This is a genomic window from Streptomyces sp. R302 (assembly GCF_012927245.1).
Classification (GTDB): domain Bacteria; phylum Actinomycetota; class Actinomycetes; order Streptomycetales; family Streptomycetaceae; genus Streptomyces.
Genome location: NZ_JABBGE010000006.1, coordinates 564,822 through 585,070 on the forward strand (window position 1 = coordinate 564,822; position 20,249 = coordinate 585,070).

Here is a 20,249-nt window from a genome sequence, read left to right on the forward strand (position 1 = left end):
CCCGACGCGGACCCCCTCACAGCGTGAACCAGCGCTCCTCGCCGGGAAGGACGGTGAACCGCCGCTCTCCCGGCAGGACGAGGGAGAAGGGGCCTCCCGGACCGGCGGGGACGCGTACCCCCAGGCGGGCGGGGAGCATGCGCAGGCGAACGCCTCGATGGCCGCCGCACGACAGGGTGAAGGCGAACCGGGGCAACTCGCGGAGCGCGACGGGCGCCACCCGCAGCCCCTCCGGGCCGGCCTCCAGGCCGGTGATCCCGCGCTCGACCAGGTCGACCGTGCCGGCCATCGCGCCGAGGTGGATGCCTTCTCCCGTCGTGCCGCCCTGGACGTCGGCCACGTCGGAGAGCAGGGCCTCCTCGCAGTACCGCCACGCCCCGGCCCCTTTCAGGCGGGCGAGCACCCAGCCGTGGACGAGGCTGCTGAGGGTCGAGCCGTGACTGGTGCGGCGCAGGTAGTAGTCCACGGTGGCCCGCCAGACCTCGTCGTCCATCCGGTGTCCGAGCCGTGCGAACAGCTCGGCGAGCTCCTCGGGGCGGAAGAGGTATCCGAGCATGAGGGTGTCGGCCTGCTTCGACGCCTGGTAGCGGTTGACGGTGTCGCCCTCGGCTTCCAGGATCCGGTCCAGCCGGCGGATGTCCCCGTAGCGCTCCCGGTACGCCTCCCAGTCGAGCTCCGCCAGCTCCCCGAACCCCTCGAACTGGCTCACGACGCCGTGGTGGAACGGCACGTGCAGGCGGCGCGACACATCGTCCCAGCGGGCGAGGGCCGCCGCGTCCAGGGCGAGGCGGCTCCGCAGCTCCGCCCGTCGCGCGGCGGGCAGTTCGCGCAGCAGGTCGATGCCGCGGGCGAGCACCCAGGCCGCCGTCACGTTGGTGTAGGCGTTGTCGTCGATACCCGGCGTCTCCGCGTCGGGGTAGGCGTCGTGGTATTCGTCCGGACCGACCACGCCGCGGATGCGGTAGCGCTCGAGCGCGGGGTCGAGAACGGCCGCGCCGGCCCAGAACCGGGCGACCTCCAGCAGGATCTCCGCCCCCTCGCCGTGCAGGAAGCCGCGGTCGCCGGTGGCCCGCGCGTACTTCCAGACGTTGTACGCGACGGCCGAGCCGACGTGCCGCTGGAGCCTGGAGTGGTCGGGCAGCCAGCGGCCCGAGCGCGGGTTGAGGTGGACCTCCTGCGTCTCCTCGCCACCTGAACCGCCGCTCTGCCAGGGGTACATGGCGCCCTGGCGTCCTGCTCGGAGGGCCGCCGCACGGGCGGCCGGCAGGCGCCGGTGGCGGTACATCAGCAGCGCTCTGGCCACTTCGGGGAAGTGGAGGTCGAGGTAGGGCAGGACGAAGAGTTCGTCCCAGAAGACATGGCCCCGGTACGCCTCGCCGTGCAGGCCTCGGGCCGGGACGCCCACGTCGAGGTCGGCCGTGTGCGGGGAGAGCGTCTGGAGCAGATGGAACACGTGCAGGCGCAGGATGCGTCCCGCCTCTCCCGGCACGTGCAGCTCGCCCTCCTCCCAGAGCCGCCGCCAGGCCGCCTCGTGCGCGGCCCGCAGAGCGGGGAAGGCGGCGGCGTGGGCGGCGGCCTCGACGGCCACGGCGAGCGGGTCGCCCGGCGGGCGGTCCGACGAGGTGTGCAGGGCCAGCGTCTTGGCGCACCACGCCGGCGTTCCCCTGGCGATCGGCAGGCGGTACCCCTGCACGGTCCCGGTGGAGGTGCCGGTCTTCCGGGCGGGGCCATGGGTGCTCGTGTCCGTACGGACTGCCAGGGCGACCAGGTGACCCGGGTCGCTCGTGCGGCAGGACAGCCCGGCGATCCCGCCGGATGCGAAGACCGTCCGGTGGCCGGAGAGGTGCCGGCCCTCCAGGTGCCGGTAGCGCTCGACGCCGGTGTTGGCGACGTCGCCGTCGAGGACGGACTCGACCTCGATCGCGCCGCGCCAGCCGTACGCGTGGAAGGTGGTGCGCTGGGCGGCGAGCCCGGGATCCCCCATGTGGACGAACCGGCTGTGTCCGACGCGCAGTCCGCGTCCCCGGGCGTCCTGGAAGAGGAGGTCGCGGTGAAGGATCCCGCGCCGCAGGTCGAGCCGGACGTCGTAGTGGCACAGTTCGGAGGAGTCCGGTGTGAGCCATTCGCCGGCCGGTTCGTCCTCCGGCAGGCGGCGGTACCGCAGCAGCGTCCAGTTCGGGAGGTTGACCAGATCCTCGTTGTCGACCGCGTGACCGTCGACGAGCGAGGTGCGGCGGTCGTAGCAGCCGGCCAGGTAGGTGCCCGGGTAGTGCGTGGTGTCGGCGGCGCATTCGGGGGCGGAGCCCCGGGTGGCGAACCGGCCGTTGCCGAGCGTGCAGAGAGCTTCCACCAGCCGCTCCCGCTCCGGCGCGTAGGCGTCGTACCGCCAGGTCCAGCCCGGCCCCGAGGTCACTGCACCGCTCCCCACACCGCCTCCACGCACTCCATGAGGTCGGTGACGACGAGGTGGGCGCCGCGTTCGCGCATCGCGCCGGTGGCGTGCCGGTCGGGGGTGCGGTCGACCCCGACGACGAGGCCGAAGCCTCCGCGGTGGCCCGCCAGGACGCCGGCGAGGGCGTCCTCGACGACCGCGCAGTCACGGGGGCGGACGCCGAGGACCTGCGCCGCGTGGAGGAAGAGTGCGGGGTCCGGCTTGCCCGCGAGCCCGAGCCGGGCCGCGTCCGCACCGTCCACGACGGTGGCGAGGAGCCGGTCCGTCCCGGCGGACGCGAGCAGGGCGCGGGCGTGGCGGGAGGCGGAGACCGCGGCGCACGGCACACGGAGGCTGCGCAGGGCGGTCAGCGCCGGTACGGCGTCGGCGAAGGCCACGACCGGCCGAGTGCGCAGGGCGTCACGGAAGGCCCGCTCCTTGCGCGCCGCCACGGCCCCCATCGTGCCGCAGCCCGGACGGTCGTCGGCGGTCCCCGGCGGCAGGCGGATGCCTCGGGCCGTGAGAAAGGCCTCGGCGCCGTCGGCACGGGACCTGCCATCGACATACCGCCGGTAGTCGGCGTCCGCGTCGAACGGCTCCTGCCGCCTCGTCCCGTCCGTCCACGCGGCGAGACAGCCGTCGAACGCGGTCTTCCACGCCGCCGCGTGGACGGCGGCCGAGTCGATCAGCACGCCGTCGGTGTCGAGGACGACGGCGCGCGGCGGCTCGAAGCCGGTGCGGCGCGGGGCGCTCATCCGGTTCCCGAGGCCTGGACGGCCGTGTGCTGCGGTCCGCCGAGCGCGACCTTGATCGCGCCGGTCTGGCCGGCGCGGCCGAAGATGTCGTACGCCTCCTCCATCTGCCCGAGTTCGAAGCGGTGGGTGACCAGTTCGGCGGTGGGGAGCCGGCCGGCGGCCATCATGCGCAGCAGCATCGGCGTCGAGGAGGTGTCGACGAGGCCGGTGGTGACGGTGACGTCCTTGATCCACAGGTCTTCGAGGTGGAGGGCGGCGGGCTTGCCGTGGACGCCGATGTTGGCGACGCGGCCGCCGGGGCGGACCATCCGGGTGCACATCTCGAAGGTCTCCGGGGTGCCCACGGCCTCCATGACGACGTCGGCGCCGAGGCCGCCGGTCAGGTCGGCGACGAGCTGTTCCGGTTCTTCCCCGGCCGTCGCGGTGGCGTCGGCACCGAGCCGGCGGGCGGCGGCGAGGCGCGAGTCGGCCAGGTCGACGGCGATGATCCGGCCGGGGCTGTAGAGGCGCGCGGTGATGATCGCGGCGAGGCCGATGGGGCCCGCACCGACCACGACGACCGTGTCGCCCGGCCGGACGGCGCCGTTGAGGACGCCGACCTCGTAGGCGGTGGGGAAGATGTCGGCGAGGAGCACGGCGTCGAAGCTGTCGACGGTGCTGGGGACGGGGTGGACGGAGAGGTCGGCGAAGGGCACGCGGACGTACTCGGCCTGGGTGCCGTCGATCAGGTGGCCCAGGGCCCAGCCGCCTCCGCCCCGGCACTGCCCGTAGCGCTGCTCCCGGCAGAAGCGGCAGCGCCCGCAGGAGGAGATGCAGGAGACGAGGACCCGGTCGCCGGGCCTCACCGTCCGCACGTCGCCGCCGGTCTCCATCACCGTGCCGACCGCCTCGTGGCCGAGGACGCGGCCGGGTTCGACCTCGGGCACGTCCCCCTCGACGATGTGCAGGTCGGTGCCGCAGAGGGTGACGGCGTCGACGCGGACGATCGCGTCCGCCGCGTCCTTCACCGCGGGATCGGGGACGTCCTGCCATGCGACCCGGCCCGTTCCCCGGAACACGAGAGCCTTCATGACGACCGCCTTCCCGAATGGTCCGCGGGTCTGCTTCCACGGATCCCACCGTCAGGCTCGCCCCGCGGCGCACCCGCGCGCATGGGCCGGTCGGTCCCCGGACAGGGCCCCTCGGGCCCCTGGCACACGGCACCGGGCGGCGCGAGGGTGGAACCGCGCCGGTGCGACCGGCCCCTGGCGCGAAGGAGGGCGTCCCCATGTCCGAGGCAGCAGCGCACCCCGTCCCCTCGGCACCGCGCCCCGCCCTGCTCAGCTTCCTGGGCGGCGTGGGGACGGTGACCGGCAGCAAGTTCCTGGTCGAGAGCGACCATGCCCGGATCCTCCTCGACTGCGGTCTCTTCCAGGGTTTCGCGAAGCTGCGGCGGCGCAACTGGGACCGGTTCGCCCGCGACGCGGCCGACATCCGCGCGGTGGTCGTCACCCACGCCCATCTGGACCACTGCGGCTATCTGCCGCGCCTGGTCCGGCAGGGCTTCCGCGGGCCGATCCTCGCCACCCCGCACACGGCCCGGCTCGCCGGCATCGTGCTGCGGGACAGCGCCCGGCTCCAGATGGAGGCGGCCCGCCACGCCAACGAGCACGGCTGGTCCAAGCACCGCCCGGCGAAACCGCTCTACGACGACACCGACGTCGACAAGACGCTGTCCTTCTTCGACCCGGTCCCCGTCGGGGCCGACGTGGAGATCATGTCCGGCACCCGGCTGACCCTCCACCACGGCGGACACATCCTCGGCTCGGCCTGGGCCCGCCTCACCCTGGAGGACGGGCACACCCTGGCCGTCTCCGGCGACCTCGGCCGCCCCGGGCATCCGCTGCTGCTGCCGCCGGAGCCGTTCTCCGGCGCCGACGTGCTGCTGATGGAGTCGACGTACGGCGACCGCCGCCACGACCAGGAATCCGCCCGCTCGGAGTTCGCCTCGGTGATCGAGCGGACCGTCTCACGCGGCGGGACCGCCGTGATCCCGGCCTTCGCGATCGACCGCACCGAGGTCGTCCTCCACGAGCTGACCCGGCTGCGCGAGACGGGCGTCCTGCCCCGCTCCGTACCGGTGTACGTGGACAGCCCCATGGCTCTCGCCGCGCTCGACGTCTACCAGGACGCCGTACGGGAGCGGTCCCCCGAGCTTCGGCCCGAGATCCTCGCCCGGGGCGCGGCCGCGCTGAGCCCGGCCCCCTTCCTCGCCGCCCGGACCGTCCAGGAGTCCATCGACATCAACAGCACCCACGGCCCCGCCGTCATCGTCTCCTCCGCCGGGATGGCCACCGGAGGCCGTGTCCTGCACCACCTCCACCGGCTCCTGCCCGACCCGCGCAACGCCGTCGTCGTGGTCGGCTTCGCCGCCGCCGGAACGCGTGCCCGGGACCTCGTGGACGGGGCCCGCACGCTGAAGATGTTCGGCGAGTACGTGCCGGTACGGGCCGAGGTCGCCGACGTCCCCCACTTCTCCGCCCACGCCGACGCGGACCAGATCGTCGACTGGCTCCGCCAGGCGCCCGCCCCACACACCGCCTACCTCGTCCACGGCGAACCGGAAGCCTCCGAGGCACTGCGCGACCGCCTCGACCACGAACTGGGCTGGACGGCCGTCGTGCCCCGTTCCGGAGAGGCCGTCCTGGTCCGCTGACGTGGGCCCTTCGGCCCGCGGAGCGGGACCCGCGCGGCCCTGTCGGCCGCGGCACCCTCCGCGGGACGCTGGGCGAAGAGGGCTGGAGGACACCATGACCACCATGCGGACCCTGCTGGACGGACTCTCGCCGGAGGCACGGACACGGCTCCTGGAGCACTCCCGCCCGGTCCGCTTCACCGCCGGTACGCGCGTCTTCCGCCGGGACGAGCTCGACGTCCATGTCCCGGGCCACCGTGACACCGCCGTGGACCCACGCGCCGGCGGCGCGCTCCGCGGCTGCTCCTGGATCGTGCCGCCCCACCTCTGGCACCTCGGCGCCACCGCCGTCACGGACGTGCGTGCGCTGGAGTTCGACGCCCGGGCCGTACGGGAGCTGTGCGTCTCCCCTCACGCTCCCGAGCTCCTGTCCCCCACCCGTTGAAGGAGACAGCCATGACCTCGCGATCGTTCACCGTCGCCGACGTGATGACCAAGAAGGTCGTCGCCGTCCGGCCCGACGCCCCCTTCAAGGAGATCGTCGCCGCCATGGAGCGCTGGAAGGTGACCGCCCTGCCCGTCCTGGAGGGAGAGGGGCGGGTCGTCGGCGTGGTGTCCGAGGCGGACCTGCTCCTCAAGGAGGAGCTCCACGACCACCGCCTCGGCATGATCGAGCAGCTGCGACGACGCGATGCCACCGTCAAGGCCGGCTCCGACCGGGCGGCGGAGCTCATGACCACGCCCGCCGTCACCGTCCGGCCGGAGGCCTCCCTGCCCCGGGCGGCCCGGCTCATGGCCACCCGGCGGGTGAAGCGGCTGCCGGTCGTCGACGCCGACGGGATGATCCAGGGCCTCGTCAGCCGGTCCGACCTGCTCAAGGTCTTCCTGCGGTCCGACGAGGAACTCGCCGACGAGGTCCGCCACGAGGTCGTCGGCCACCTGTTCCCGCTCTCGCGGGACCGGATCGAGGTCCGCGTCGAGGCCGGTGTGGTGACCCTGACCGGCGACGTGCGCGACAGCACCCTCATCCCGCTCGCGGAGCGCCTGACCCGGGCCGTCGAAGGCGTGGTGGACGTACGGTGCGGCCTCACCCTCGCCACCGGGGCATGACGTCGGCGGCCCGTCCCCGTGCGGGGCGGCGCCCGGCCGCGCATGCTCGAAGCATGTCCGAGGTGACGACCACCGACCTGTACGAGGTCACCATGGCGCTCTCGTACCTGCGGGAGGACATGCGGGCACCGGCCACGTTCAGCCTGTTCGTGCGGGATCTTCCGCCGGGGCGGGGGTTCCTGGTCGCCGCCGGTCTGGAACCGGCCCTCGACTACCTCGCCCGGTTCCGGGTGGGGCGTGCGGACGTCGAGGAGTTCGCGAGGGCGCTGCGGCGGCCGCTCGCGGACCTCGAACCCCTGCGGGGCCTCTCCTTCGACGGCGAGGTGCGGGCGGTGCCGGAGGGCAGGATCGTCCTCGCCGGTGAGCCGCTCCTGGAGGTCACCGCCCCGCTCCCCCAGGCCCAGCTGGTGGAGACGTACCTGCTGTCCCTGCTCTGCCACCAGACGGCGGTCGCCTCCAAGGCGGCCCGCTGCGTGCTCGCCGCCGACGGCCACCCCCTCGTGGACTTCTCGCTCCGTCGTACGCACGGCCCAGAGGCCGGCGGACAAGCGGCCCGGTTGTGCTCGCTGGTCGGATTCGCGGGCACCAGCAACGTCGCCGCCGCCTGCCGGTACGGCATCCCGGCGGCCGGCACGATGGCCCACTCGTACGTCGAGTGCTTCCCCTCGGAGGAACAGGCGTTCCGCGCCTTCGCCCGCACCCACCCGGGCCCGGTGACGTTCCTGGTCGACACCTACGACACCGGGCGCGGGGTCGCCACGGCGGCCCGTGTGTTCGCGGACCTCGGGCTCGCCGAGGGATGCGCGATCCGGCTCGACAGCGGTGACCTGGGGGCGCTGGCCCGCCGGGCCCGTGCCGCGCTCGACGCGGCCGGACTGGCGGACGTCCGGATCATCGCGAGCGGGGGCCTGGACGAGTACGGGGTGGACCGGCTGGTACGGGAGGGCGCCCCCATCGACGCGTACGCCGTCGGGACGAAGGTCGGTACGGCCGCCGACGCGCCCTACCTGGACGCCGCGTACAAGCTGGTCGAGTACGACGGCAGGCCCGTCATGAAGCTGTCGTCCGCCAAGGTCACGTCGCCGGGTCCGAAACAGGTCTTCCGGGGGCCGGGGCTGCGCGACGTGATCGGGCTGGCCAACGAGAAGCCGCCCGAGGGGACGGAGCCGCTGCTGCGGACCGTGATGCGCGGCGGGCTGCGCCTGGGGCCGCCGGACACCCTCGCGGCGGCCCGAGCCCGCTTCGAGGCGGACCTCGCCGCTGTGCCGGAGGCGGCGCGCGCCATCGAGTCCCCGACCGCCCCCGTCCCTCCGATGTCCACTCGCCTGACGGCGCTGACGGCCGTGGTCCGCCACCGGATCGCCGTCCGGGCCTCGGCGACGGCCTAGCGGAAGGAACGACCGATGGCCTGGATCGTGACGCCACTGGGCGCTCTGCTGGTCCTCGCCATCCTCCGGGACGTCTTCCACACGCTGTGGCATCCGACCCGGCACGGCGGTCTGAGCAGACTCGTCATGCGGACCGTCTGGCGCGTGTCGGCCCATCGCGGCTCACGATGGCGGCCGGCCGGGCTCGCCGGCCCCCTCGGCATGGTCGCGGTCGTCGCCGTGTGGGCCCTGACCGTGGCCGTGGGGTGGGGGCTCGTCTACTGGGCCCACATGCCGGACGACTTCTCGTACGCCTCCGAGCTCGCCCCCGCCCAGCACGCCGGCCCGGTGGACGCCCTGTACTTCTCCCTGGTCACTCTGGCCACGCTCGGCCTCGGCGACATCGCTCCGACCTCGGGATGGCTGCGCGTGCTGGCCCCGATGGAGGCCCTCGTGGGTTTCGTCCTGCTGTCCGCGACCGTGGCATGGATCCTCGGCATCTACCCGGCGCTCGCCCGCCGCAGGACCCTCGCCCTGCGCCTCTCCCACCTGCGCCGCAGTGCGACCACCACCCGCTCCCTCGACTCCGACGGCGGCGCGGCGATCCTCGACGGACTCGCCTCGTCGGTCGCCACGGTGACCGTCGATTTCCTGCAGTACGCGGAGTCGTACTACTTCCACGACGCCGACGAGCACACGTCCCTCCCCCGGCAACTCGGCTACGCGCTGGCCTTGACCGCGCGGGCGGCGAAGGCAGGCCATCCGGACGTGCGGCTCTCCGCATCGGTCCTGGACAAGGCGCTGGAGGACCTCGCCGTCGTCCTCGACGAACGCTTCCTGCGCACCGGCGGAGAACCCGGACAGGTTTTCGCCGCCTGCGCCCGCGACCACGGCCACGGCCACGGCCACCCAAGAGGGCCGGACGGGGGGCGACCATGAGACGTGGGGGCGCGGAGTCCGTACGCGGAAGGCGACCGGCGATGAGACACCGCAGCGTGGCCGAGCCGCTGACGCCCACGGCCGTCAGCGTCGGGCGGCTCCGGCATCGACACGTCCGGCGCGCTCATGTCGAGCCCCGCCGTGGGAGTGAAGCGGCTGCCGGTGATCGGCGACGACGGACGGCTCGTGGGGGCCCGGGCGAGACTCTGCAACAGCGTCGACGGGGTCGTGGACCGACTCCGCCGCGACCACCGGACCTCCAGCACAGGGAAGGAGCGACATGAACGCCCCTCGAACACTCCCCCCGCCCGTCCGGGTGACGGCCACACTCGACGCCCCGCTCTCCCGCTGGCTGTGGCTGGTCAAGTGGATCCTCGCGATCCCGCACTGGATCGTGCTGTTCTTCCTGTGGATCGCCTTCCTGCTCGCGACGGTGATCGCCTTCTTCGCGATCCTGTTCACCGAGCGGTACCCGCGGTCCCTGTTCGACTTCAGCCTCGGCGTACTGCGCTGGTCGTGGCGGGTCTCGTACTACTCCTACGGCGCGCTCGGCACCGACCGGTACCCGCCCTTCAGCCTGGGCCCGGAACCCGACTACCCCGCGCGTCTCGACATCACCTACCCGGAGCGGCTCTCCCGCTCGCAGGTGCTGGTCAAGTGGTGGCTGCTGGCCATCCCGCACTATCTGATCCTGGCGTTCTTCACCGGCGGCATGCGCGCAGGCTGGTGGGGCGGCGGCCTGATCACGCTGCTGGCGGTCATCGCCGGGTTCGCCCTGGCCTTCACCTCGCGCTACCCGCGGGACCTGTTCGACCTGGTCGTGGGCCTGAACCGCTGGGTGCTGCGCGTAGCCGCCTACGCGAGCCTGATGACGGACGTCTATCCGCCCTTCCGCCTCGACCAGGGCGGGGACGAGCCGGCGCCGCCGCCGGAGAAGTCCCTCTGACGCCCCAGACCAGCCCGATCTCGCGGAGCGCGGCGTGGTCGGTGCGGGCCGCGAAGGCGGTGCCGACCTGGCACGTGACGATTCCGGCGAACGTGGCCGTCGTCGTCACATGAGCACGATGAAGGGGGGCCTCGCCGGTGGGGTCGCCGGGCTGCCGGCCCGGCGCGCCAGAGGACGTAGAAGAACGCGGCCATCACGAGGACGGCCGAGACGAGGCCCAGGTATGCCCAGGCGCGGACGAGCATGTCAAAGGCGAGGGCGGCGGCCCACCGCAGCAGGGTCAGGGGATGCGCCGGCTGTACGGCCACCTCCCGCCGGAACGGGGCGCTCGTCTTTCGGCGCACCCCGTTCGGGCCGTCCGCCCGGCGTCGCCGTCAGGCATCGTCCGTCCCGGGGCCGTCTTCCGGGCCGCTCTCCCTCCGGAGGCGGCCGGACCAGACGGGCTCGATCTGCTCCCACTCGCGTTCCAGGGCCGCGAGCGTACGGCCGTCGATCCTCCGTCGCAGGAGGACGAGGACCCCGGCTCCGGTGGCGGCGACCGCTCCCGCTGCGGCGGTGCCGCCGACGAGGGAGGTCAGCACGATGTCCGACGAGCCGCCGGCCCGCCGAACGGCGGCGCCGGAGTCGTCCACCGTGACGGTCACGGTCCGTCCCTGGGGCGATCCGGCCGGGACCTCGACGGTGCCGGAGCGGCGCACGCCGTCCGGGTACTCCCACCGGGCGGGGGCCACGGCCCGGTTCGCCGCACCGCTCCGTGTCAGGGCGGACGCTTCCCGGGCCGCCCCCGTGGTGGTCGCCGTGACCTGGTGGAGTCGGGCGGCGCGGGCGCGCTCCGCCCGGGCTCCGAAGCTCCACAGGTATCCGGCGGCGATCGCGCCGCAGACCAGGGCGAGGGTCAGGACGACGATCACGGCCGTCCGGCGACCCGCGCCCCCGCGCGACGGTCGCGGCCCCGTGCGGGGCGGTTCACGGTCGGTCATGGCACGCCTCCGGGCGCTTGTCTCCCCTCGGGCGGGAAGGCCGGGACTCAGCCGTCTTCTTCGAGTGCGGCTCCGATGCGGTGGGCCCAGGCGCGGATGCGGGCCGGGTCGCGGAAGTCCCCGCCTTTGCCCTGGCGGACCATGGCCCGGGCGATGAGGTCCGGGTTGTCCGCGGTGAGGGCGCCCCCGAAGGTGACGTGCTCCCTCGCGCCGAGTTGCTTCATCCGGCGGGCGACCCCGCGTACGGGCGGGATGTCGTGCTGTTCGGCGGAGCTGTCGACGGGGCCGCTGCTGAAGAGCCAGACGGGCCGGTGTCGCAGTTGTTCGGCGTTGCGCCGGGCGCACCGGCGGGCCTTGCCGTTCCAGCGTCCGGCGTAGAGCGCTCCGCCGAGGACGACGCCGTCGTAGCCGCTGACGTCGGTGACGGTGTCGGCGGGACGGACGTCGGTGTCGAATCCGTCGTCCGCGAGGGTCCGGCCGATCTCGTCCGCGATGCCGGCGGTGGCGCCGTGCTTGCTGCCGTAGGCGACGAGGACGCGCTTCGGGGTCATGACCGATCCCTCTCTCCGTCGGCAGCCCGCTTGACGCGGATGGTCCGTGTCGTGCCGGTGTCCGGGGCGGGCATCGGGACCCGGACGGTCAGGATGCCGTCCGCGTAGGAGGCGTCCACGTCGTCGGCGGGGATGGTGCCCGGGAGGCGTACGGTCCTGCGGAACGCGCCGTAGCGGAACTCCGAGTGGTCCTTGTCCTCGGCGCTCTCCCGGTGCTCGGCGCTCACGGTGAGGAGGTTGTCGTCGACCGTCAGGGTGATGTCGTCCGGGTCCATCCCGGGGAGTTCCGCCCGCAGTGTGCAGACGCCGTCGCCGCTGGTGACCTCGACCGGGATGGCGTGGGCGGCCGTGGCGGGGCGCCATCCGGGGAGCCCGGGAAACTCCCGGCCGAACCAGGTGTCGAAGTCGGGGATGAAGCTGTGCCTGCGTTCCGGCTTGGCTCCGGTCATCGTTCTCCTCCTCTTCCACGGTGCCGGGTGCCGCCCCGGCGGGTCGCGGAGGGTCTGCCTCCGCGTTTCCGGACTGCGACCTGTCCGGGGCCCTGGCGGCCCGGGTCGGTGAAGGGGCCGACACGTCGCACGGATCCCATGGCATCCTCCTCGGCTCTCGGACTGCTCGGCCGGGTAGCCGGGTCGGTAGGGCAGGGTGCGACCGGACGGGGTGCGCAGGTCGAGCGTTGGCTGCTCGCGGGCCGGCGGGGCTTGGCACCGACGCGGATGCGCTGCATGACACTCACCTCTTCGTGGTCCTGGTCCTCCGGTTCCTCCTCCACCGTCCTCGGGCGCGGCGTGCGCGGTTCCCGGTGCCGAGCGGGTCAACCTGGTGGAGGCCCGTCGGACTCCACGGGACGGGGCCGTTCGGCCCGGCCCCGGGCGTGGTCGCCACCGTCGCCCGGTGTGCCGGAGGGGACGGTGATCACCGGGCAGTCGGCGTGGTGCAGGAGGCCGTGGACCGTCGATCCGAGGCGCATGCCCGTGTAGCCGCCACGTCCGGTCCGGCCCACGACGAGGGCGAGCGATTCCCTTGCCGCCAGGACGAGTTGCCCGACCGGGTGCCCGCGGACGACGTCCTGGAGAATGCGCACGTCGGGATGGTGATCCGACCAGCCGGCCACGGACTCCGCGAGAAGACGACGACGCTCGGCCAGACCGGCCTCGGAGTCCTCGCGGGCGAGGACCGGACGGGGCCAGACCCATATCGCTCTCAGTCGTGCCTCGCGCAGGCTCGCCTCGCGGACGGCGAACGCGACGGCCTCCCGGCTCTGTTCGCTGCCGTCCACCCCGACCACGAGGGTCGGCGGATGGACCTCGGTGTGTTCCGGTGTCCGGACCACGACCACGGGGCAGGGGGCGCGCGCGGTGAGCGGGACGACCACCGAGCTCTCGCCGAGCAGTTCGGCGGCCCTGCCGCGCCGACGTGACCCGACCACCACCAGGTCGGCCTCGACGGCCCGGGCGAGCAGCACCGTGGCCGGTGCCCCGTCCACGAGTTCCGAAGTCGTCGGCAGAGTGCCGTGAAGCCTGCGGACGAGTTCCTCGACGTCGGCGAGCGCGGACTCCGCGCGGATCCGCAGGGCGGTGCGGTGGCCCAGGGCGTCGTACCTCAGCCGGTCGTGGACCGGGGGTACGGCGACGACGAGGCGCAGCCGCAGGCGTCTGCGGTCGGCCTCGTCCACGGCCCACACCAGGGCGGGTACGGAGACCTCCGCGGGGTCCACACCGAACAGGAGGTCGTTCACGGGGTGTCGCCGCCCCGCGTCCCGAAGTCGACGGGGACGATCTCCACGGGGCAGTGGGCGTGGTGGATGAGTGCGTGGGCGACGCGCCCGAGGGACGGGCCCACGCCGAGGGGCCGGTGTCCCCGGCCCATCACGACCAGGTCGGTGTGGGCACTCGCCTCGACGAGGATCCCCGGGGTCGAGGTACCGGTCTCCACGTGGTGGGTGACGGGCAGGTCGGGGTACCACGCGCGGACGCGGTCGGCGAGGGCCTTCACCTCGTGCACCCGCCGGCGCGCGGCTCCGTCGAGGTCGTCGAGCATGGTCGCCACGTCGCCGACGTGCGTGAGGATGTTCCACACGCTCAGGAGGCGGAGCGGAACCTTGCGGATGTCCGCCTCGACGGCGGCGAGGAGCAGCCACCCCAGGTCGTCGGAGTCACGGACCGCCGCGGTCACGGAACCCGCCTCGGGGCGGTCCGCCTCGCCGCGCACGACGATCACCGGCACGTCCGCACGGGCGGCCGCGCCCAGTCCCACGGAACCGAGCAGGAGGGCGGAGAAGCCTCCGAGCCCCCTGCTGCCGACGACGATCGTCTTCTCGCCGCCGGCGGCCTCCCGAAGCGTGTCGAGCGCGTCCTGGCGTCCGAGCAGCCGGGTGACGACGAGGTCCGGGAAGCGTTCCTTGACCGCCGCCTCGGTCTCGGTCAGCAGGTCGCGGCCGGTTTCCCGGACGGCCTGGATCGTCTCGGCGTCGCTCCAATAGGCACGTCGGTCGGTGTCGACGGAGTGGACGAGATGCAGGGGGCGGGCCCGGCGGTCCGCCTCCGCGGCGGCCCAGAGGGCGGCCGTCCGGGCCGAGGGGGATCCGTCGATCCCCACGACGACGTCGGCCGGCTCCGGCCGGACGGGGGTCTCGCTGCTCATGGCTCCTCCTCGGGTGTGCGCCCGGGGCTCGTACGGCGCCCGGAAGGGCGACACTCCTCACGCTGACACCACCCGCGACCGACGGCGATGGGCCGTTCGGCCCCGATGCAGACCTACCCGGCCCTCACCCGGCGGTCGCACGCCGGACGAGCCTGGTGTCATCGACGGCGACGGCCGGGGAGGCAGTGATGACAGCGCAGGTCACCGTGGGACTGGACGGCTCGGCGGAGAGCATCGCCGCGGCGCGCTGGGCCTCGGGGGAGGCGGTTCTGCGTGGGGTTCCGCTCCGTCTGGTGCACGTGGAGGAATGGCCGAACGCCCCGGAGGTTCCGCTCCCCCACACCCGGACGCTGTACGAGCGGGCCGAGGCCCTCCTGCGCGACGAGGCCGACAGGGCCCGAACGGAACACCCCGATCTGGAAGTCACCACGGAGCGGGTGCGCGGGCGCGCGGCGGACGAACTGGTCGCGGCGGCGAACGAGGCGGATCTGCTGGTGCTCGGGTCGCGCGGACTCGGCGGAGTCCTCGGCTTCGTCGTGGGCTCCGTCTCCCTCGCGGTCGTCGGCACGGCCCGGGGGCCGGTCGTCCTCGTGCGCGCGGAGCGCCCCGAGCCGACGTCCTCCGCCCGCGGCATCGTGGTCGGGGTCGATCTCCACCACCCGTGCGAACCCCTGCTGGCCTTCGCCTTCGAGGAAGCCGCCGGACGGCGCGTTCCGTTGCGGTTCCTCAGCACCTGGACGCTGCCCCCCTCCTACGGCTACGCGGCCGCGGTGGACCCGGGTATCGGCGAGGAGCTGGGTGCCGGCGTGCGCGTCGGCCTCGACGAGCTGCTGTCTCCGTGGCGCACGCGGTATCCGGGCGCCGATGTCACGGCCGAGGCGGTCATGGGCTCCGCCGCGTACCAGATGACCGAGGCGTCGCGGGAGGCGGAACTCGTCGTCGTGGGGCGCCGCGCCCGTCGGCTGCCGGTCGGCCCGCACGTCGGCCATGTGGCGCACGCGGTCGTCCACCACAGCCCGGCGCCGGTGGCGGTCGTCCCGCTGGGATGAGCGCCCGCTGGGACAGGGCGTGTGGGTGAGGGGCGGACCGGCCGGTCCGCCCCTCACCCACACGCCCTGTCCCTCCTGGCTCACGCGCCGGGGGTACCGGGCACGAGGATCCGCCGCCCCGTGACGCGACGCGGCACGAGCCTCACGACGGTGTTCCGCCCGTCCCCGGACCAGGGGCGCACGGTCACGGCCCGGCTCATGTCCATGGCCTCGGCCGGGTCTGAGAGGAGGTGCACCGGGCCGACGAGAAGGACGCTCCAGCCTCGCCGGAACGCCTCGTCCAGGCGGTCCTCCTCGAAGGCGACCTCGGCGCCGGCGGCGGCGGCCCGGCCGAGCGCGGACTCCGCCGCGGTCGAGAAGACCAGGCTTCCGTCGAGCACCTGGTAGTTGACCGGGAAGACGACCGGGCCGTCGGCCCCCTCGACACCGATCCGGCCGACACCTCGCTCGTCGAGCAGGGACCAGCACTCCGTCTCCTCGAGCTCCACGAGTTCCGGCCGGTTCCCCGGCGGCGCCCCGCCGGGAGCGAGGTCGGCCGTGAGACCGGTCAGATCTTGGATGGTCGTGTCCAGGGCATGCGCGAGACGGACCAGGAACTCGATACCCGGCGTGGGCAGCTGCTCCTCCACGTAGGCGATGTACCCGGGGGAGGAACCGGCCCGCTCCGCCACCTCCTCGCGGGACAGACCGAGCTGCCGTCGTCGCGTCGCGACGCGACGGCCGAGGTCGCTCCGGTGACGGCGGTCGCCGGTGGTGTTCATCGCTCGTTCCCTTCCGAGGCGGCTTCCGTGGTGGCGGGTGACAGCTGCGGTACGACGGCGACCGGGCACATCGCGTGGTGCAGGGCCCGGTGGGCCACCCTGCCGAGCTGAAGACCGACGAGTCCGTCCCGGCGGCGCGCACCGAGCACGAGCAGGTCGGCGGCGGCGGAGCGCTCGGTCAGCACCCGGTGCGCACCCCCCTCGACGCTGCTCCGGCGCACCCGTACCTCCGGGTGTTCCCGCGCACGCACGGCGAGGGCCTTCTCCAGGTGCTCCGACGCCTCCTCCGCGAGGTACACCCCGACCTCCCCGCGCAGGAGCGGATGGTCGAGCGGGTCGTGGAGCGGCCGGCGCCAGGTGCGCACCGCGTCCAGCTCCGCGTCGCGGACCGCCGCCTCGCGGAAGGCGAACGCGACGGCGGGGGAATCGACGTCGTGCTCGCCGACCCCGAGAAGGATCCGCCCGTGGCGCGCTTCCAGCGCCTGCCGGTCCCCCCGTACGACGACGACGGGACACGACGCGCGGGCGGCGACGACGAGGCCGACCGACCCCAGCAGGAGGTCGCCGAGTTCGGTGCGCCCGCGCGCTCCGACGACGACACCCCAGGCCTCCCGGCCCTCCCTGAGCAGGGCGCCCGCCGCGTCCTCGGCGGCGACGTCGGTGGTGACGGAGAGTCCGGGTGCCCGCCGCAGGGCGCGTTCGGCGGCCTGGCCCACGATGTTGTCGGCGAGGACCTGGCCCCAGGGCCGGTCGGTGCTCCAGGGAGGCGCGGCCCCCTCGTACCTCTCCCACAGCGAGGCGTACACGATCCGCAGGGGACACCCCCGCCGTACGGCCTCGTCGACGGCCCAGTCCAGGGCCGTCAGACCGGGGTCGGAACCGTCGACGCCGACTACCAGGGGGGATTCCATCCTGCCCACCGCCTTCCGGTCGTGTGAGGGCCTGTTGTCACGCTCGCACCGGTCGACGGGGAGGGACAGGGCCGATCGGTCCCCCTTCCGGGACCTCCCGCCCGGATCCCGTCGGAGCTTCGTGAGGAAGCGGGTCGGAGGGGACTCCGCGAGAACACCGCCGCGGAGGGTGCCATGAAGCGCGTGCGAACGGTCGACGACGTGATGGACCACTCGGTCGTCTCCGTAGGACTCGACGCCCGGGTCCGGGAGATCGTCCACGTCCTGCGGCGTCGGCAGGTGAGCGCGGTCCCGGTGCTGTCGGCCGAGGGACGGGTCGTCGGCGTGGCGTCGGAGGCGGACGTGCTCCAGAAGGTTCCCGGCGAGACGCGCGACGACGGCCGCGTCCCGAGGGACCCCGACGGCCGCCCGTCCGATGACGGCACCGGCCGTCACGGTCCCTCGGGACGCGGCCGTCGGAAGCGGCTTCCCGTGGTGGACGGGGGCGGCCGGCGTCGTAAGGACCACCCTCCTCGGCTCTCTCCGGGCTCGACGACATCGACGACATCGACGGCGGCCGGGTCGTGATCGACGGTCGCGACCTCTTCGCAACGCCGGGCGCCGCGCGCGCGGAGCACCGGGTCCGCACCATGGGCTTCGTCTTCCGGTCGTTCACTGCCCCTGCTGCTCGTGGGCCCCCGGCCGCTCGTGGGCCCCCGGCCGCGCGAGGCGTCGTCGCCGACCGGGTGCTGGAGTCGGCCGGGTCGACGTGTTCCCCACGTCGAAGACCCTCCAGCAGGACGCCCTCACGGCAGCTCGAAAGGCAGCTCCATGCCGTCGAGCGCCGTGGCGCAGGCGCACTCCCTCTCGGGCTCCATGCTCCGGACGGTGCGGAGGACGAGGTCCTTCAGTCGCAGGACGTTCGCCGAGAACGCCCTGAACACCTCGTGCTGCGAGACGCCCTCCCCGCGCGCCACCCCGGCGTCGTAGTCGGTCACGAGAGCGACGGAGGTGTAGCAGAGCGCGAGTTCCCGTGCGAGCACCGCTTCCGGGTGCCCCGTCATGTTGACGAGCGACCATCCCGCGGAGGCGAACCACCGCGACTCCGCCCGGGTCGAGAAGCGAGGGCCTTCCACGACGACCATCACCCCGCCGTCGTGGACCTCCTCTCCGCTCTCGCTCCCCGCCTTGAGGACCGCGGTCCGGCCACTCTCGCAGTACGGGTCCGCGAAGGAGACGTGCACCGCGCCGTGGTCGTAGTACGTCTGCGCACGCCCCGTCGTGCGATCCACCAGTTGGTCGGGGACGACCACGCTGCCGGGACCGAGGTCCTCGCGCAGGGATCCGACGGCACAGGGCGCGAGGATCCGCCGGACGCCCAGCGAGCGGAGGGCCCACAGGTTGGCGCGGTAGTTGATGCGGTGGGCGGGAAGGGCGTGAGTGGCGCCGTGCCTGGGGAGGAAGGCCACCGCGCGGCCGTCCACGGTGCCGATGGTCACGGCGTCGGAGGGCGGGCCGTACGGGGTGCTCACCTCGACGCGGTGGGTCGGCTCCAGCAGATCGTAGAAGCCGCTTCCGCCGATGATCGCGATGTCGGCCGTCGGGTTCCCGCCGGGTCGTTCATGCATGGTGTCGTGTCTCCGTGGTGTGGACGGCCGGTTCGTCACGCGGCCGTGATCGGGGTCGGGGTCGGGATCGGAGTCGGGGTCGGAGTCGGAGTCGGGGTCGTGCCGGATCGGGGCCCGCGCCGTCCGGGCGTCGTCGTGCCCACCAGCCGGCGCAGACCGCGGCCGCCGCGATCCCGTAGGCGGTGGTGCCCGCCCCGTGCCCCGCCAGGGGTGCCGCGAGGTAGGCCGTGGCGCCGGCGAGGGCCACGCCCAGCCACTCCCAGCGGCCGTCGAGGGCGACGAGCGCGACCAGGAGGAGGGCGTACCAGGAGTAGCCGGGGGTCAGCAGGAGGAAGGCGGTGCCCGTGGTCACCAGGGCGCCGCTCCAGGGGCGTTCGGGGTCTCCGCGCCACCAGACCGTGAGCGCCACCGCCGTCATGACGAGGACGACGGCCGGCACGGCCCATGCGTCGGGCAGGACGAGCCGGAGCAGGGCGTACCGGCCGCCCGCGCCCGCCTCGTCGTATCCCTCCTCTCGTGCGTAGCCGCTCAGGTACCCGAAGACGGATTCCCGGGAGAGCAGGACGTACGGCAGGTACAGCGCCCCGACGGTCGTCACCGTGGGAAGCAGGACCGCGAGGACCGCGCGCGGCCGCCTCGCTCCGGACAGCGCTCCGGGCACGAGGAGGGCCGGCAGCATCTTCGTGGCGATCGCCAGGCCGAGCAGCACACCCCCGGCGACGCGGTGGCGTGCCACGACAGCCAGGGCGGCGACGGACAGGAGGACCGCGAGGATGTCGACGTGGGCGTTGTTGACCGCTTCGACGGGGACGGCCGGGCACCAGGCCCACAGGGCGACCCTGTGGAGATCGCCCCGACCGCCCCGATCATCCCCATCATCCCGATCACCCCCATCGCCCCGATCACCCCCATCGCCCCGGCGGCGGGTGATCACGACCAGCAGGCCCGTGACGGCCAGCGCGAGGAGGGCGGCGGCGGTCTGGAGCGCCTTGTGGCGGACGCCGTCCGGTGAAACGGCGTGGACCAGCAGGAACCAGACCTCGGCGGTCGGCGGGTAGATGGTGTGGACCGCGGGCCGGTTGATGCGGGTGCACAGGCCGTCGTCCAGCGGGGCGAGGTCGGTTTCGCCCCGCGCGCAGGCCGCGGCGTCGGGGAAGAGCCATCCCTCACGCAGTCCGACGAGGGCCAGGTCGTCCGGTGCGTGGTCGTACGGGGAGACTCCGGACGCCTGTACGCGCCCGTCCCACGCGTACCGGTAGGAGTCGGTGCTCGTGGCCGGTGGTGCCGTCAGGCCGGTGGCCGTGACCGCGATCGCCCCGGCGACGAGGAGCCGGAGGACCGACCGGCCGGGCACCCGGCGCAGGGCGACGACGGCCGCCGCGAACAACACCCACGCCCCCGCGTAACCGGCCAGGAGACCGATGCCCCGCGCGTTCCCGTGCAGAAGGACGACGAGGAGAGCGGTCAGGGCCGTGAGCAGGAGGGTGGCGACGACGGCGGGACGGTTGCGGATCACCCACGCAGC

At 73.9% G+C, this 20,249-nt stretch carries 20 protein-coding genes; 8 read left to right on the forward strand and 12 right to left on the reverse strand.

Features of this window, described 5'->3' with window-relative positions:
- Nucleotides 1–16 precede the first annotated feature (16 nt).
- Genes HHL19_RS21545 through HHL19_RS21555 form a run of 3 tightly spaced genes read right to left on the reverse strand, consistent with a single transcriptional unit; the run spans nt 17 to nt 4,256 of the window.
- Nucleotides 17–2,413 carry a glycoside hydrolase family 65 protein gene (locus HHL19_RS21545; protein WP_169091912.1) on the reverse strand — a complete coding sequence of 799 codons (2,397 nt, stop codon included), beginning with the start codon at nt 2,411–2,413 and terminating at the stop codon, nt 17–19.
- Complete coding sequence (locus HHL19_RS21550) at nt 2,410–3,186, reverse strand: HAD-IA family hydrolase (RefSeq protein WP_169091913.1); 777 nt, start codon at nt 3,184–3,186, stop codon at nt 2,410–2,412. Before HHL19_RS21550 ends, HHL19_RS21545 begins: the two co-directional genes overlap by 4 nt.
- Nucleotides 3,183–4,256: a zinc-dependent alcohol dehydrogenase family protein gene (locus HHL19_RS21555; protein WP_169091914.1), complete on the reverse strand. Its 1,074-nt coding sequence runs from the start codon at nt 4,254–4,256 to the stop codon at nt 3,183–3,185. Before HHL19_RS21555 ends, HHL19_RS21550 begins: the two co-directional genes overlap by 4 nt.
- A 197-nt stretch (nt 4,257–4,453) precedes the next feature.
- On the opposite strand from HHL19_RS21555, the gene HHL19_RS21560 reads away from it, so the two are divergent.
- The 6 genes from HHL19_RS21560 to HHL19_RS21585 all read left to right on the forward strand — a co-directional run bounded on the left by HHL19_RS21560 (nt 4,454) and on the right by HHL19_RS21585 (nt 10,222).
- On the forward strand, nt 4,454–5,881 hold the full coding sequence (locus HHL19_RS21560) for an MBL fold metallo-hydrolase (RefSeq protein ID WP_169091915.1): 1,428 nt from the start codon (nt 4,454–4,456) through the stop codon (nt 5,879–5,881).
- A gap of 94 nt (nt 5,882–5,975) precedes the next feature.
- Nucleotides 5,976–6,305 carry a hypothetical protein gene (locus HHL19_RS21565; protein WP_169091916.1) on the forward strand — a complete coding sequence of 110 codons (330 nt, stop codon included), beginning with the start codon at nt 5,976–5,978 and terminating at the stop codon, nt 6,303–6,305.
- An 11-nt stretch (nt 6,306–6,316) separates the two neighbouring features.
- The gene (locus HHL19_RS21570) at nt 6,317–6,970 is read left to right on the forward strand and encodes a CBS domain-containing protein (protein ID WP_169091917.1); all 654 of its coding nucleotides are present in this window, start codon (nt 6,317–6,319) and stop codon (nt 6,968–6,970) included.
- A gap of 53 nt (nt 6,971–7,023) precedes the next feature.
- Nucleotides 7,024–8,358: a nicotinate phosphoribosyltransferase gene (locus tag HHL19_RS21575; RefSeq protein ID WP_169091918.1), complete on the forward strand. Its 1,335-nt coding sequence runs from the start codon at nt 7,024–7,026 to the stop codon at nt 8,356–8,358.
- A gap of 15 nt (nt 8,359–8,373) precedes the next feature.
- Complete coding sequence (locus tag HHL19_RS21580) at nt 8,374–9,276, forward strand: potassium channel family protein (protein ID WP_169091919.1); 903 nt, start codon at nt 8,374–8,376, stop codon at nt 9,274–9,276.
- Between the two features lie 280 nt (nt 9,277–9,556).
- Nucleotides 9,557–10,222, forward strand: a complete 666-nt coding sequence (locus HHL19_RS21585; RefSeq protein WP_169091920.1) for a DUF4389 domain-containing protein — start codon at nt 9,557–9,559, stop codon at nt 10,220–10,222.
- 374 nt (nt 10,223–10,596) lie between these two features.
- On the opposite strand, the gene HHL19_RS21590 is transcribed toward HHL19_RS21585, so the two are convergent.
- The 5 genes from HHL19_RS21590 to HHL19_RS21610 all read right to left on the reverse strand — a co-directional run bounded on the left by HHL19_RS21590 (nt 10,597) and on the right by HHL19_RS21610 (nt 14,396).
- Nucleotides 10,597–11,202, reverse strand: a complete 606-nt coding sequence (locus tag HHL19_RS21590; RefSeq protein WP_169091921.1) for a hypothetical protein — start codon at nt 11,200–11,202, stop codon at nt 10,597–10,599.
- Nucleotides 11,203–11,249: 47 nt separating this feature from the next.
- Nucleotides 11,250–11,753, reverse strand: coding sequence for a flavodoxin domain-containing protein (locus tag HHL19_RS21595; RefSeq protein WP_169091922.1), 504 nt, complete (start codon nt 11,751–11,753; stop codon nt 11,250–11,252).
- On the reverse strand, nt 11,750–12,202 hold the full coding sequence (locus HHL19_RS21600) for an Hsp20/alpha crystallin family protein (RefSeq protein ID WP_169091923.1): 453 nt from the start codon (nt 12,200–12,202) through the stop codon (nt 11,750–11,752). Before HHL19_RS21600 ends, HHL19_RS21595 begins: the two co-directional genes overlap by 4 nt.
- A 365-nt stretch (nt 12,203–12,567) precedes the next feature.
- Entirely contained in the window at nt 12,568–13,491 is a 924-nt protein-coding gene (locus HHL19_RS21605) for a universal stress protein (protein WP_169091924.1), read from the reverse strand.
- Nucleotides 13,488–14,396, reverse strand: coding sequence for a universal stress protein (locus HHL19_RS21610; protein ID WP_169091925.1), 909 nt, complete (start codon nt 14,394–14,396; stop codon nt 13,488–13,490). The genes HHL19_RS21605 and HHL19_RS21610 overlap by 4 nt, the downstream gene beginning before the upstream one ends.
- A 188-nt stretch (nt 14,397–14,584) precedes the next feature.
- Between HHL19_RS21610 and HHL19_RS21615 the strand changes: the two genes are divergently transcribed.
- Complete coding sequence (locus HHL19_RS21615; RefSeq protein WP_169091926.1) at nt 14,585–15,445, forward strand: universal stress protein; 861 nt, start codon at nt 14,585–14,587, stop codon at nt 15,443–15,445.
- A gap of 80 nt (nt 15,446–15,525) precedes the next feature.
- Here the strand turns inward: HHL19_RS21615 and HHL19_RS21620 are convergent, their stop codons facing one another.
- Both HHL19_RS21620 and HHL19_RS21625 read right to left on the reverse strand, forming a co-directional pair.
- Entirely contained in the window at nt 15,526–16,206 is a 681-nt protein-coding gene (locus HHL19_RS21620; RefSeq protein WP_169091927.1) for a pyridoxamine 5'-phosphate oxidase family protein, read from the reverse strand.
- Complete coding sequence (locus HHL19_RS21625; RefSeq protein WP_169091928.1) at nt 16,203–17,117, reverse strand: universal stress protein; 915 nt, start codon at nt 17,115–17,117, stop codon at nt 16,203–16,205. Before HHL19_RS21625 ends, HHL19_RS21620 begins: the two co-directional genes overlap by 4 nt.
- A gap of 174 nt (nt 17,118–17,291) precedes the next feature.
- Here HHL19_RS21625 and HHL19_RS21630 point away from each other — a divergent pair, with 174 nt between their 5' ends.
- A complete protein-coding gene (locus HHL19_RS21630; protein WP_169091929.1) occupies nt 17,292–17,684 on the forward strand; it encodes a CBS domain-containing protein in 393 nt (130 codons plus the stop codon).
- Between the two features lie 218 nt (nt 17,685–17,902).
- On the opposite strand, the gene HHL19_RS21635 is transcribed toward HHL19_RS21630, so the two are convergent.
- Together HHL19_RS21635 and HHL19_RS21640 are read right to left on the reverse strand one after the other, a co-directional pair.
- Nucleotides 17,903–18,724 (reverse strand): S-methyl-5'-thioadenosine phosphorylase, encoded by an 822-nt coding sequence (locus tag HHL19_RS21635; RefSeq protein WP_169091930.1) that lies wholly within the window; start codon nt 18,722–18,724, stop codon nt 17,903–17,905.
- A complete protein-coding gene (locus tag HHL19_RS21640; protein WP_169091931.1) occupies nt 18,717–20,240 on the reverse strand; it encodes a glycosyltransferase 87 family protein in 1,524 nt (507 codons plus the stop codon). Before HHL19_RS21640 ends, HHL19_RS21635 begins: the two co-directional genes overlap by 8 nt.
- Nucleotides 20,241–20,249 lie beyond the last annotated feature (9 nt).